The organism is Cobetia marina (assembly GCF_001720485.1).
Classification (GTDB): domain Bacteria; phylum Pseudomonadota; class Gammaproteobacteria; order Pseudomonadales; family Halomonadaceae; genus Cobetia; species Cobetia marina.
On the sequence record NZ_CP017114.1, the window covers coordinates 3,307,893 to 3,321,331 of the forward strand.

Below are 13,439 nucleotides of genomic sequence, written 5' to 3' on the forward strand. Positions count from 1 at the left end.
CAGTGGCAGGCCGCTTGCGCGGTCACCGCCGACTCGACTCCAGACTGCCCACGCCCATCAAGGGTGATTGACCCAGGACGACTCGTGGACCGGACAACAATTCGAGCGAGCGCGTATTGTACATGCCAGACGCCCGCACCACAAAGGCTATTTCGTCTTCCGACATCGCCTCATGGCTTGTGAGGCAGCGCCAGGTATTCACGCGACTGCATTTCCTGCAGGCGTGACAGGGTGCGCTCGAATTCGAAGTCGAGGTTGCCGCCGGTGTAGAGCTTCTCGACCGGTGTCTCGGCACTCATCAGCAGCTTGACGCCACGGTCATAGAACTCATCGACCATATTGATGAAGCGGCGCACCTGATCATCGCTGTCACGCCCCATCTGCGGCACCTCCGACACCAGCACGGTGTGGAACTCGCGCGCAAGCTCGATGTAGTCATTCTGGCTGCGCGGGCCATCGCACAGCTCATCGAAATGGAACCACACCACATCCTCGTGGCGACGCAAGGCATGCAGCACGCGGTGATTGATGCTCAAGCCTTCATCGGCATGACCTTCGGCTCCGGCAATGGAGCGGAACTCACGCGCCAGTCTGGCACCGCTCTCGTCACCCAGCGGACTGTGGAACAGCTCGGCATGCTCCAGAGCGCGCAGGCGATAATCGATACCCGAATCCACATTGACCACGGTGCAATGGCGCTTGACCAGGTCGATAGCCGGCAGGAAGCGCGCACGCTGCAGGCCATCCTTGTAGAGATCATCCGGCACGATGTTGGAGGTCGCGACCAGTACCACGCCCTGCTTGAACAACTCCTCGAACAGGGTGGCGAGAATCATGGCATCGGTGATGTCCTTGACGAAGAATTCGTCAAAGCAGATCACGCGCGCTTCCACGGCAAACTTGGCCGCCACCAGCGTCAGCGGGTTCTTCTCGCCCTTGTAATGGCCAAGCTCGTTGTGGACGCGCTGCATGAAGCGGTGGAAGTGCGTCCGCATCTTGTCCGCGAAGGGCAGGCTCTCGTAGAAGGTATCGACGAGATAGGTCTTGCCGCGCCCCACGCCACCCCAGAAATACAGCCCCATGATGTCCGGGGTCCTGTCGACGGCGGCCGGCCGCGACGGCTTGCCGAACAATCGACGCACCTTGGAGCCAAGCCCGCCATTGCCCGTGACATCTTCGACCTTGTCAGGCGTCTGGCGCGGAGTACGCACCAGATCGTCATAAAGGCGCTGCAGGTGACGAACGGCATCTTCCTGGGCGGCATCGTAGGCAAAGTCATCACGCTTGAGGTCTGCCTGGTACTTCTCGAGGGGCGTAGGTGCTGGCATGGAGAAACCCGGTGCAGGCCAGATTCAGCACTGGGCTGCATCTGGCGCGAAGTGAAACGAGGTCACGCCTGCGCCAGCATGGCTGACAATCAGGCAAGAACGAAATTGCGCGGCATTATACGCCCTGAGTGCAACTTTACCCACCACACCCGACGGGAAGTCCTGCTTCCCAGGCCCTTCAGTGCCATGACGCGCCTCGATGGCGAATGGCGCCCTTGCTTCGGGGCGACCAAGGTCTCTCTCATGACGAATTGACGTGACGCGCCAACCCATCGATATAATGGAGTGCGTACGCTTTTGAAATACAGGCACTCTTTGCCTCATGGCCAGCGTCGCTGGACACACTGCAAGAGTCTGGACATTGGCAGCACATCATCGTGATGGCCTGCCCCGGCGGTGAAGATCACCGCAGTCGTGACACAAGGAGAGCGACGTGAACGAGAGCAATATTGACTGGATCCTGGCCATCGCCTGTTTTCTGGCTGGCATCGGTATCGGCGCCTTGTGCTACCACCTCCTGAATGCCAACGTGGCCCGCAATCAGAAGACCCGCCAGAAGCTGGCGGAGCGTGAGCTGGAACTGACCCAGTTCCGTGACGCCCTGAATGATCATTTCTCCAAGGCCAGTGATCTGACGGATCAGATCCAACGTGCCGGCAACGAGCTGCGCCAGCACCTGGCCAGCGGTGCCTCTTCACTGTGCGATGACAGCCAGCTCAAGCGCCGCCTGCTGGATACTGACACCACGCTTGAAGAAGACATGGGCGAGAAGGTCGACCTGCCACGTGACTATGCCGACAATCGCGGCACGCTGTCAGAGGATTTCGGTCTCAAGCCACAACCCGCGGAAGGCGAAGCGCAGAGCGCCAACCCGCCGCGCATCTGAGCAACCTCCGCCTGCCGTGAGTTCCCTCACGGCCATTGGACACGACAACGGCCACCTTCCAGGGGTGGCCGTTGTCGTTGGCAAGGATCACTCAGGCCGTCACAGGGCGACCATGAGCTGACTCAAGCAGGGTTGTCGATATCCACGAAGCGATGCTCGACGCCATGCTCGGCCGCCAGCCACTCGCCCAGCGCCCGAACCCCATCGCGCTCGGTCGCATGATGCCCTGCCGCCAGGTAGGTCACCCCCTCTTCGCGCGCACTGTGCGTGGTCCGCTCCGAGATCTCACCGGACAGGAAGGCATCGACTCCCGCCTCGATGGCCAGACCGATATAGTCCTGCGCCCCTCCCGTGCACCAGGCAATGCGCTTGATCGGCCGATCATGCCCGGCGATCACGAGCACCTCTCGCCCCAGACGACGACTGAACTCGGCCCCCAACGCGGCACTGTCCAGCTCACCGCCTGCCGCAAGCTCATCTGCGAGACGCCCGACATGCACCAGTCCACGCCCGGGGACGCCATCCAGGCATCCTTCACTGACCAACCCCAGGCGCTCGGCCAGCTGGACATTGTTGCCCAGCGTCGGATGGGCATCCAGCGGCAGGTGATACGCCGCCAGATTGATGTCGTTCGCCAGCAGTGTCTTGAGGCGACGGCGCTTCATGCCCGTGATCCGAGCGGGTTCGTTCTTCCAGAAATAGCCGTGATGCACCAGCACCATATCCGCCTGCCATGCCACGGCTTCATCCAGCAGCGCCTGATTGGCGGTAACGCCCGTCAGCACTCTGCGGACCTCGCGCCGCCCCTCGACCTGAAGTCCATTGACGGTGTAATCCTTGAAGGCCTGCGCCTCCAGACAGCCATCCAGCGCCTCGACCAGCACGTCACGATCAGCCATTGAGCCTCCAGCAGTCAGATTCATCGAGTGTTACACTGGCTGCCATTGTAACGGCGCAGCCTCACCATGTAAGCGCATGGCAGCTTCGCCGGGTACCGAGACATGGGTGACACGTCTTGAGCACGTCATCAATCTTCCTCTTCACCCTCCGCCTGCCAGCAGCAACCCTGCGGATGGCGACCGCCCCACGGCGGTTGCCCTCAGGAAAGCTGACGGCCCGGCAGGACCACGGATCATTCACCAGGACTCCTGATGCCTCAGACGCGACGCCCCCTTCGCAGTTCATTGCTCCCCCTTCTCTGGCCAGTGGTCACCGGGGTATTGCTTGCCATCGTGGTGCTGGATCGCTTCCCTGAACTTGGACATTCCGAGCCGGCGCCCGAGGTTGGCCAACAGGGCGGCCAACAGGGCGGCGCGATCGTCTCTCGAGATCAGCAGGTGCTGCCATCTCCCGCCTTGACCCTCTCCGCCGAGCAGCGCGAGGAATCCGCCAATCCGGTACTGCGCGAAGCGCCGCCACTGCAGCGCAACAGCGGGCCGGCCAGCTACCAGACCGCCGTGGACGCCGCCGCCCCCGCCGTCGTCAACATCTACTCCTCGCGCAAGATCGAGGACGACAGCAAGCACCCGCTGATGTCCGACCCCTTCTTCAACCAGTTCTACGGGGAAAATGCCTTGCGCAGCCAGCGCATGCTGTCGAGCCTGGGCTCCGGCGTCATTCTCTCGAGCGACGGCTATATCCTGACCAACAACCATGTCATTCAGGGCGCGGATCAGATACAGGTCGCCCTGCGTGATGGCCGCGAGACACTGGCCAAGGTGGTCGGGGTCGACCCCGAGTCCGATCTCGCGGCGCTGAAGATCGATCTTGAAGATCTGCCGACGGTGGCGATCGCCGACTCGACCCAGGTCCACGTCGGGGATGTCTCGCTGGCCATCGGCAACCCCTTCGGAGTCGGTCAGACCGTCACCATGGGCATCATCTCGGCCACCGGACGCAACCATCTTGGCCTGAATGCCTACGAGGACTTCATCCAGACCGATGCCGCGATCAATCCCGGCAACTCCGGTGGAGCGTTGATCAATACCGATGGCTCACTGGTCGGCATCAATACTGCCATCTACTCCCGCTCCGGTGGCTCGCAGGGCATCGGTTTCGCCATCCCCGCCAACCTGGCACGTGACATCCTCGAATCACTGGTCGATCACGGCCGGGTGATTCGCGGCTGGCTGGGCCTGGAAGTCCAGGAGCTGACGCCGTCGCTGGCGCACTCCTTCGGCTTGAGCGCTCCGCAAGGCGTGGTGGTCGCCGCCGTGCTGCGGGATGGCCCCGCGGCGCAGGCCGGCCTGCGTCCCGGTGACATCCTGACGGCAGTCGCCGGCAAGCGCCTGATCGATGCACGCCTTGCCATGGCCGACATCGCCGCGGTCAAGCCGGGCGACACCCTGCAACTCAATCTGTTGCGGGATGGCAAGCCCATGGAGGTCAGCGTCAAGGTCGGTGAGCGGCCGATTCCCGACAGCACGCCCTCTCCTGCCGCCGCAGCTCCGGGCGTCTCATCCCCCGGCTGACAATGGCCGCCGGACTGGCAAACGGCTTTCACGCAAGAACCAGAGCCAGAACCAGAACCAGAACCAGAAAAGCCCGCCACGGAAACCGTGGCGGGCTTTTTCATGCTCATGAACTACACCATGCTCATGAACTTCACCATGCTCACTCGATGATGCGATTCTCGGCACTACGGGCGTGAGCGGTCAGCGACTCACCCCGCGCCAGCACCGATGCGGTACGCCCGAGGATGGAGGCACCTTCGGCCGAGCACTGGATCAACGAGGAGCGCTTCTGGAAGTCATAGACTCCCAGCGGCGAGGAGAAGCGCGCGGTACCGGACGTCGGCAGCACGTGATTCGGGCCGGCACAGTAATCGCCCAGTGCCTCGGAGGTGTGGGAGCCCATGAAGATGGCGCCCGCATGGCGGACACCTTCGACCCACGCTTCCGGATCCGCCACCGACAGCTCCAGGTGCTCCGGCGCGATACGGTTGGTCAGTTCCAGCGCCTGCTCCGGCCCGCTGACGCGAATCAGGGCGCCACGCTCGCGCAGCGAGGTCTTGATGATCTCGGCACGCTCCATGGTCGGCGCGAGACGTTCGATTGACGCCTCGACCGCAGCGAGGTGCTCATCATCCCAGCTGATCAGGATCGCCTGGGCATCCTCGTCATGCTCGGCCTGCGAGAACAGGTCCATCGCCAGCCAGTCCGGATCGGTCACGCCATCGCTGACCACCAGAATCTCGGACGGTCCGGCGATCATGTCGATGCCGACCTGACCGAATACCGCCCGCTTGGCAGTGGCCACATAGATGTTGCCGGGACCGACGATCTTGTCGACGCGCGGCACCGTCTCGGTGCCATAGGCCAGTGCCGCGACGGCCTGGGCGCCGCCGATGGTGAAGACCCGATCGATACCCGCCAGGTGAGCCGCGGCCAGCACCAGTTCATTGACCACGCCATCGGGGGTCGGCACGACCATGATGATCTCGCGTACACCGGCGACATGCGCGGGGATCGCATTCATCAGCACGGAAGAGGGATAGGCGGCCTTGCCTCCCGGGACATAGATGCCAGCGCGATCCAGCGGCGTGACCTTCTGCCCCAGCAAGCTGCCATGCTCATCCTTGAAGGACCAGCTTTCCGGCTTCTGATGCTCGTGATAAACGCGCACACGCTCCGCCGCGACCGCCAGTGCCTCGCGCTGATCCGCCGGCAGATCGGCGTAGGCCTTTGCCAGACGTTCGGCGTCGATCACCAGCTCCGACATGCTGGAGACACTCAGACGGTCGAAGCGATTGGAAAACTCCACCAGCGCGGCATCGCCTTCCTGCTTGACGCGCGAAAGGATGTCGGTGACACGATGCTGTACCTCGGCATCGGACACCCCCTCCCAGGCCAGCAATGCATCCAGGCGGGCAGTGAAATCGGTATCGCGGCTATCGAGCCGGTTGATCAGGGTATCCATGCGAACCTCTTGTCATGTCATTGGCAGTGAGGGCTGAGCCGGACGGGCGCTGCTGCCAGATCGTCTCTGCGATCTTGAGTGATGTCGTTGCTGACGAGTCCCGCCGCGTGACACGAGGCAGGGACCTGGTCATTCATGCGTCGCGACGTGCTTCCACCGCCTGACGCAGGCGGTCGATCAACGGCTTGAGGCGATCATGCTTCATGGTCATGGCGGCCTTGTTGACCACCAGACGCGTGCTGATGTCGGTGATCAGCTCACGCGGCTCCATGCCATTGGCACGCAGGGTATTGCCGGTATCGACGATATCGACGATCTCATCGGCCAGATTCATCAACGGGGCCAGCTCCATCGCGCCATACAGCTTGATGACTTCGGCCTGGATGCCCTGTTCCGCGTAGTAGCGACGCGCGACATCGACGAACTTGGTGGCGACGCGACGTCGCGCGCCCTGCTGCTGCTGACCGACGACCCCGGCCGTCATCAGACGGCAGGCCGCGATCTCCAGATCCAGAGGCTCATAGAGACCTTCGGCGCCATGCTCGAGCAGCACGTCCTTGCCGGCGATGCCCAGATCAGCCGCTCCCAGCTGCACATAGGTCGGCACATCGGTGGCGCGAATGATGACCAGCTTGACGTCAGGCAGATTGGTATCGAAGAGCAGCTTGCGGCTCTTGTCCAGATCTTCCAGCGGTTCGATGCCGGCATCCGCCAGCAGCGGCAGGGTTTCCTTGAGGATACGCCCCTTGGAAAGGGCGACGACCAGTTGCTTGCTCATGGGGTATTCGCCCGTGCTTGTGCGTAAGAATTCAGCAGACGCTGCCGACCTGCGATGGCCGGCAGCGCATGGAGGCAGGACTCGGCTCAACCGGCGGAGCGGCGGATGATCACGCCCAGCCCGGAGAGCTTCTCCTCGATGCATTCATAACCACGATCGATGTGGTAAATGCGATCCACCATGGTTTCGCCATCGGCGACGATGGCCGCGATCACCAGCGAGGCCGAGGCACGCAGGTCCGTGGCCATCACCGGAGCGCCCGACAGGCGCTCGGTACCGGTCACCACCGCCGTGTTGCCTTCCAGGGCGATGTGCGCGCCCATGCGGTTGAGCTCCTGCACGTGCATGAAGCGGTTCTCGAAGATGGTCTCGATCACGGTACCGGTGCCTTCGGCCACGGCATTCAGCGCCACGAACTGGGCCTGCATGTCCGTGGGGAATGCCGGATACGGCGCCGTACGGATATTGACCGCCTTCGGACGCTTGCCCTGCATGTCCAGCTCGATCCAGTCATCCCCCGTGGTGATGGTGGCACCGGCTTCTTCCAGCTTGGCAAGCACCGCATCGAGGGTATCGGCGCGCGTACGGGTGACGCGCACCTTGCCACGCGAGGCCGCTGCCGCGACCAGGAAGGTGCCGGTCTCGATGCGATCAGGCATCACGGAGTATTCGCAACCGTGCAGCCTCTCGACCCCTTCGATGACGATGGTATCGGTGCCGTGGCCGGTGATCCTGGCGCCCATGGCGATCAGGCATTCGGCCAGATCGACGACCTCCGGCTCGCGTGCCGCGTTCTCGAGCACGGTGCGCCCATCGGCCAGGGTCGCGGCCATCAGCAGATTCTCGGTACCCGTGACGGTTACCACGTCAAAGACGATGCGAGCGCCCTTGAGGCGGCCACCCGGCGCCTTGGCACGGATGTAACCGTTCTCGACCGAGATCTCCGCGCCCATGGCTTCCAGGCCACGGATGTGCAGATCCACCGGGCGCGAGCCGATGGCGCAACCGCCCGGCAACGAGACTTCGGCACTGCCGAAGTGAGCCAGCAGCGGGCCCAGCACCAGGATCGAGGCGCGCATCTTCTTGACCAGCTCGTAGGGCGCATGACAGTGCTCGACCTTGGAGCCGTCCAGCTGCACGGTCATGTTGTCGCCCATCACCGGCTCGACTCCCATGCGCCCGAGCAATTCCAGGCTGGTGGTGATGTCTTGCAGGTGCGGCAGATTGCTGATGGTCACGGGACCTTCGGACAGCAGTGTCGCTGCCAGGATGGGCAGGGCCGAATTCTTGGCACCACTGGCCCAGACTTCCCCGTTGACCGGCCCGTTGCCGGTGATAATCAGCTTGTCCATGAAATGTTCCGATCAGCTCTGGGCGTTGCCGACGGCAGCATCGAACTGCGCCGGGGTATAGGTACGAATGCTGATGGCGTGAAGCGCGCCAGAGCGAATCTCGTCATTGAGTGCGGCGTAGACCAACTGCTGGGCCTTGACGCGACTGAGGTCAGCGAAGACCTCGCCCACGGCGACGACCTGGAAGTTGCATCCTTCACCCTGGATATGAAAATCGACGTTCTCGATTCGAGCCTCGAGCAGGGCCTTGACATCATTCGGTTGCATGACGGGCGATGACTCCTTCGCGGTGCATGTCCGGGCCAGGCACATTACGCTGCGCTTCGACCTGGGCGATATGACCGCACATGGTAATCAAAAGCGCGCGGGAACGCGATTGGCGGCAGCCTCCTGCCTCCCACGTTCCCGCGCGCAGTGGTGGTGATCGAGCGGCTGGGCAGCCTGGCCGGAGCACGATCAGACAGCATCGACCTCAGGGCGAGGCGCCGAATCCGACGCCTGATCCGTGACCTCCAGTCCCGGCAACAGGACATCGAGGCCAGAGACGGAGGCCAGACGCTTGAGCGCAGGCGATAGACGCAGATGCGTGACATGCCCCGAATGGCGCGCCAGATGACGCTGCCACTCCAGCAGGACACTCAACGTGGCGGTGCTTGCGCCACCGACGCCACAGAGATCGATCTCGATACCCTCTGCATGCTGCCCGAGCCACTTGCAGCCCACTTCGGCGAGCTCGGAGGCGTGATCGAAATCCGGCTGACCGCTCAGCGTCAGGCAGCCATCGCCGGCACTCAGGGTCACGTCATCATCATCGAAGAGTGTTTTCATGGTCATATCGCCAGTGGTCAGGCTCAGCTGTCGCTGTCGCCCGCGCTCTCCCCGCTGTCCTTTTCCAGGTCGACATCCGGCTGCCAGCCCTTGATGACGGCATCGATATCACGGCCATTGTCACGCATGGCCTGGTCGAACTGATTGCGGAAGGTCAGGCCCAGATTGACGCCATTGACGATCACGTTGACCACTTTCCACTCGTCATTGCGCAGACGCATGGAATAGGCCACCGGGTACACCTTGCCCTTGGTGTCGATCACGTCCATGTAGACGGTGTCCTGATCTTCATAACGACGCTCGCCTTCACTGTCCTTCACTTCGAGCTTGGCGTAGTCAAAGCTCACCAGGCCCTTCGCGTAGGTACCGATCAGGGTGTCATGGAAGACCTTGGAGAATTCGGTACGCTGTTCCGGAGAGGCACCCTTGAAGTACTTGCCCATCACGCTTGCCGCGATGTAGCGGTAATCCACGACCGGCTCGAGGGAGTTGTCGACCAGCGCTTCCAGCTCGTCGACGTGATCCTTGTAATAGCTTTCGCGGCTGTCGATCTTGGTGGTCAGGCCTTCGACGGTATCACGCAGCAGCACGTCCGGCTCCTGGGAAGCGGCAGAGGCCAGCGGGCTCATCGCCATCATGGCAGACAGGCTCAATACGCTCAGTGGACGAATCAGCTGCTTGAGGATATGGGTCATCGGATTTGCTCCTTGAAAATGTGCATCGCGCCAACGGCGAGTCAGGCCTGCGTCAGCTCTTCGAGAAATTGGAGACGAACTGCTGAATCAACTCTTCCAGTACCAGTGCCGACTGGGTATCCCGGATGGTGTCGCCATCCTCCAGCGTTTCAGGATCCCCCCCGGTGGTCAGGCCGACATATTGCTCGCCCAGCAGACCGGAGGTCAGGATGGCAGCCGTGGTGTCCTTGCTCAACTTGCCCTTGAGGCTGCTGTCCAGCTTCATCGTGACACGGGCGTCAAACCACTTGGGATCCAGCTCGATCTTCTCGACACTGCCGATCGCCACGCCCGCCATGGTCACCTTGGACCGCGGCTTGAGGCTTCCTATCCCTGAAAAGTTGGCATTGAGCACGAAGGTGTCATCCGCCTGCTGGAAGGTGACGCCACTGACGCGCAGCCCGAGGAACACCATGCCCAGAAAACCGGCAAGTACGAACAGGCCCACGCCGAACTCGACCATGCGGGTACGTTTCATCCAATATCTCCAAACATGACGGCTGTGAGGACGAAATCGAGTCCCAGCACCGCCAGCGATGAATAAACCACAGTACGTGTGGTCGCGCGTGAAATGCCTTCCGAGGTCGGGATCAGGTCATAGCCCTGGAAGACAGCGATCCAGCTCACCACCAGCCCGAAGACCAGTGACTTGACGACGCCGTTCATGACATCCCCGACGAAGTCGACATTCGATTGCATGCTGCTCCAGTAGGCCCCTTCGTAGATGCCGAGCCAATCGACACCCACGAGCTTGCCACCCAGAATCCCCACGACGCTGAAGCCGATGGTCAACAGCGGCAGGGACACGAAACCGGCCCACAGCCGCGGAGCGACGATCCGCTTGAGGGGATCCACGCCGATCATTTCCATGCTAGTGAGCTGCTCGGTCGCCTTCATCAGGCCGATCTCGGCCGTCAGGGCAGAGCCGGCGCGCCCGGCGAACAGCAGCGCCGCCACGACCGGGGCCAGCTCGCGCAGCAGCGACAGCGACACCATCTGGCCAAGCGCCTCCTCAGCACCGAACCCGACCAGAATGGTATAGCCCTGCAGGGCCAGCACCATGCCGATGAACAACCCCGACACCAGCACGATCGCCAGTGACAGTACGCCGACGAAGTGCATCTGACGCACCCAGAGGGAGAACCCCTCACGGGATGGCAGGCCGACGCCCGCCTGCGCCAGCAGCATGCCGGCGCGGCCGATGGCAGAGATCACCTCGATGGTGCTGCGCCCCAGCGAGGTGATGGCCCCCAGCGGGCCACGATTCAGACCGCTCATGCTGATTGCCCTCTCTGTGAAGTGCCACTGGCCGCTTCTCTGCCATCGAGAATGTCGCCGGCGAAATCCGGCGCGGGATAGTGGAACGGCACCGGTCCATCCGGCTTGCCGTGGATGAACTGGGCCACGCGCGGGTCCGCCTCGGCGTTCAGGGCTTGTGGCGTGCCCTGCGCCATGACCTTGCCATCGGCGATCACATAGACGTAATCGGCGATGGTCAGCGTCTCCTTGATATCGTGAGAGACCACCACCGCCGTCATGCCCAGCGCATCGTTGAGGCGACGGATCAGATTGACCAGCACGCCCATCGAGATGGGGTCCTGACCGGCGAAGGGCTCGTCGTACATGATCAGGTCCGGATCCAGTGCGATGGCGCGTGCCAGCGCGACACGCCGCGTCATGCCACCGGAGAGCTCGGCGGGCATCAGTTCACGCGCCCCACGCAGCCCGACGGACTCGAGCTTGATCAGCACGATGTCGCGGATCATCGCCTCGGGGAGATTGGTATGGACTCGCAACGGGAAGGCCACGTTCTCGAACACGCTGAGATCCGAGAACAGCGCACCACTCTGGAACAGCATGCCCATGCGACGACGCATGCGGAACAGTTCGCGCCGCGACAGGGCATGCACATGGTGACCGGCGATATCTACACGCCCGGCGGACGGGGTCAACTGCCCCCCGATCAGCTTGAGCAGCGTCGTCTTGCCGGTACCGGAGGGCCCCATGATGGCGGTGATCTTGCCACGCGGAATCTTCAGGTCTATCCCGGAGAAGATCTCGCGCTCTCCACGGGTGAAGCGCAGGCCTTCGACACGAATCAATGCGTCGTCGAGGTCGATGTCAGCGGAGCCACGGCGAGAGGATGGCGATGCATCAGCGCCGGCCGCAGCGGTCGCTGTAGCAGCCTGACCGGGTAATTCAGTCATAGAAGCATCCGCTGTGAGGGAGTCACGACACTGGCCATGGGCAATCCGTCGCCTGGCACTGTGCCGCGAGTCCGAATCTTGGAGTTCATGGATCACATCATTCGGGAATCAAGTTAGTTAGCGAACATCGTATCCGAACCCGCCCCCTCACTACCAGTCCGTTGCAGGGTCCATCGCATCCCGCAGATGCGATCCCTTGCCTTGCAATGCCTTGGGGGGATGCGTTTAATGGCGCGGTCACTGGCGACAAGCCGCTGCCCTGCCTCCTGCCCCGAGAGTTCCGATGCTATATCCCATCCTCGCTGTCATCCTTGGCCTGATAGGTCTTGTCTGGAGCGCCGATCGCTTCGTCGAAGGCGCCGCCGCTACCGCATGGCGAGCTGGCATGAGCAAGCTGCTCATCGGGATGACCATCGTCTCCATCGGCACTTCGGCGCCGGAGATCGTGGTCTCGATCATGGCCTCGCTTGACGGCACCCCCGACATCGCCACCGGCAATGCTCTGGGGTCCAACATCGCCAACATCGGTCTGGTGCTGGGCGTCACGGCGCTCATCGCTCCCATCCCGGTGCATTTCGGCCTGGTGCGCCGTGAACTGCCGCTGCTGCTGGCCGCGACGGCACTGGGGGGCTATGCCCTCTCCAACAGCGGGCTCGAGCGTCTGGATGGCATCCTGCTGCTGGCACTGCTGGTGTTCACGCTTGTCTGGCTGTTCAAGGTCGACTCGCCGAGTGACGCCGAGAGTCAGGATGACGTCCCCGAGATGAGCGCCGGACGCGCCATCTTCTGGCTGCTCTTCGGTCTGGCGGTGTTGATCGCCAGCTCACGCGCGCTGGTCTGGGGCGCCACCGATATCGCCCAGGCACTCGGCGTCCCCGAACTGATCATCGGGCTGACCGTCATCGCCATCGGTACCAGCCTGCCGGAGCTCGCGGCCAGCGTGGCCAGCGCACTCAAGCGCCATCACGACATCGCCATCGGCAACGTCATCGGCTCCAACCTCTTCAACATCCTGGCTGTCCTGCCGGTACCGGGCCTGCTGGCACCGGGGCCGGTGGATGGCAGCGCCATCAGTCGCGACTACCCGGTGATGCTCGGTCTGACCCTGATGCTGGCTGCCCTGCTCATCTGGCAGCGTCGCGGCCGCATCGGCCGTGGTCCGGGGCTGGTGCTGCTGGCCTGCTACCTCGGCTACACGGCCTGGCTTGCCATCAGCCTGACTCGCTGACGCCTGTGGGCGGACAGGCCGGAACGATCAGGCCATCCGCCCCGTGTCAGCATCACGCCCGAGCCGTTGCAGCGCGTGAGTGACGCCTCTCTCACGTACCTTGAGTCCTGGCCACACACAGGCAACAATCTGAACATGACCAAGTCCTCCAGAATCCAGCCCGCCACCTCCGACATGTCT

At 62.9% G+C, this 13,439-nt stretch carries 14 protein-coding genes; 3 read left to right on the forward strand and 11 right to left on the reverse strand.

Features of this window, described 5'->3' with window-relative positions; translation table 11 throughout:
* Nucleotides 1-170 precede the first annotated feature (170 nt).
* Nucleotides 171-1,328 (reverse strand): cell division protein ZapE, encoded by a 1,158-nt coding sequence (gene zapE / locus BFX80_RS13950; protein WP_084209219.1) that lies wholly within the window; start codon nt 1,326-1,328, stop codon nt 171-173.
* Nucleotides 1,329-1,761: 433 nt separating this feature from the next.
* On the opposite strand from zapE, the gene BFX80_RS13955 reads away from it, so the two are divergent.
* Nucleotides 1,762-2,214 carry a YhcB family protein gene (locus BFX80_RS13955; protein WP_077371632.1) on the forward strand — a complete coding sequence of 151 codons (453 nt, stop codon included), beginning with the start codon at nt 1,762-1,764 and terminating at the stop codon, nt 2,212-2,214.
* Nucleotides 2,215-2,336: 122 nt separating this feature from the next.
* On the opposite strand, the gene BFX80_RS13960 is transcribed toward BFX80_RS13955, so the two are convergent.
* The gene (locus BFX80_RS13960) at nt 2,337-3,113 is read right to left on the reverse strand and encodes a Nif3-like dinuclear metal center hexameric protein (protein ID WP_084209220.1); all 777 of its coding nucleotides are present in this window, start codon (nt 3,111-3,113) and stop codon (nt 2,337-2,339) included.
* A 252-nt stretch (nt 3,114-3,365) separates the two neighbouring features.
* Here BFX80_RS13960 and BFX80_RS13965 point away from each other — a divergent pair, with 252 nt between their 5' ends.
* Entirely contained in the window at nt 3,366-4,685 is a 1,320-nt protein-coding gene (locus tag BFX80_RS13965) for a S1C family serine protease (protein WP_084209221.1), read from the forward strand.
* Between the two features lie 142 nt (nt 4,686-4,827).
* Here the strand turns inward: BFX80_RS13965 and hisD are convergent, their stop codons facing one another.
* From hisD to BFX80_RS14010, 9 genes are all read right to left on the reverse strand, one after another.
* A complete protein-coding gene (gene hisD / locus BFX80_RS13970; RefSeq protein WP_077371622.1) occupies nt 4,828-6,132 on the reverse strand; it encodes a histidinol dehydrogenase in 1,305 nt (434 codons plus the stop codon).
* Nucleotides 6,133-6,265: 133 nt separating this feature from the next.
* A complete protein-coding gene (gene hisG / locus BFX80_RS13975; protein WP_077371619.1) occupies nt 6,266-6,910 on the reverse strand; it encodes an ATP phosphoribosyltransferase in 645 nt (214 codons plus the stop codon).
* 86 nt (nt 6,911-6,996) lie between these two features.
* Nucleotides 6,997-8,262, reverse strand: a complete 1,266-nt coding sequence (gene murA, locus BFX80_RS13980; RefSeq protein ID WP_077371616.1) for a UDP-N-acetylglucosamine 1-carboxyvinyltransferase — start codon at nt 8,260-8,262, stop codon at nt 6,997-6,999.
* Nucleotides 8,263-8,274: 12 nt separating this feature from the next.
* Entirely contained in the window at nt 8,275-8,529 is a 255-nt protein-coding gene (locus BFX80_RS13985) for a BolA family protein (RefSeq protein ID WP_084209222.1), read from the reverse strand.
* 189 nt (nt 8,530-8,718) lie between these two features.
* Nucleotides 8,719-9,090, reverse strand: coding sequence for an STAS domain-containing protein (locus BFX80_RS13990; RefSeq protein ID WP_065392617.1), 372 nt, complete (start codon nt 9,088-9,090; stop codon nt 8,719-8,721).
* 23 nt (nt 9,091-9,113) lie between these two features.
* On the reverse strand, nt 9,114-9,785 hold the full coding sequence (locus tag BFX80_RS13995; RefSeq protein ID WP_084209223.1) for an MlaC/ttg2D family ABC transporter substrate-binding protein: 672 nt from the start codon (nt 9,783-9,785) through the stop codon (nt 9,114-9,116).
* Nucleotides 9,786-9,837: 52 nt separating this feature from the next.
* A complete protein-coding gene (gene mlaD, locus BFX80_RS14000) occupies nt 9,838-10,302 on the reverse strand; it encodes an outer membrane lipid asymmetry maintenance protein MlaD (RefSeq protein ID WP_077371603.1) in 465 nt (154 codons plus the stop codon).
* The gene (gene mlaE / locus BFX80_RS14005; protein WP_077371600.1) at nt 10,299-11,102 is read right to left on the reverse strand and encodes a lipid asymmetry maintenance ABC transporter permease subunit MlaE; all 804 of its coding nucleotides are present in this window, start codon (nt 11,100-11,102) and stop codon (nt 10,299-10,301) included. Before mlaE ends, mlaD begins: the two co-directional genes overlap by 4 nt.
* A complete protein-coding gene (locus tag BFX80_RS14010; protein WP_077371597.1) occupies nt 11,099-12,031 on the reverse strand; it encodes an ABC transporter ATP-binding protein in 933 nt (310 codons plus the stop codon). The genes mlaE and BFX80_RS14010 overlap by 4 nt, the downstream gene beginning before the upstream one ends.
* Before the next feature lie 283 nt (nt 12,032-12,314).
* Here BFX80_RS14010 and BFX80_RS14015 point away from each other — a divergent pair, with 283 nt between their 5' ends.
* Nucleotides 12,315-13,259, forward strand: coding sequence for a calcium/sodium antiporter (locus tag BFX80_RS14015; RefSeq protein WP_084209224.1), 945 nt, complete (start codon nt 12,315-12,317; stop codon nt 13,257-13,259).
* Nucleotides 13,260-13,439: the final 180 nt, after the last annotated feature.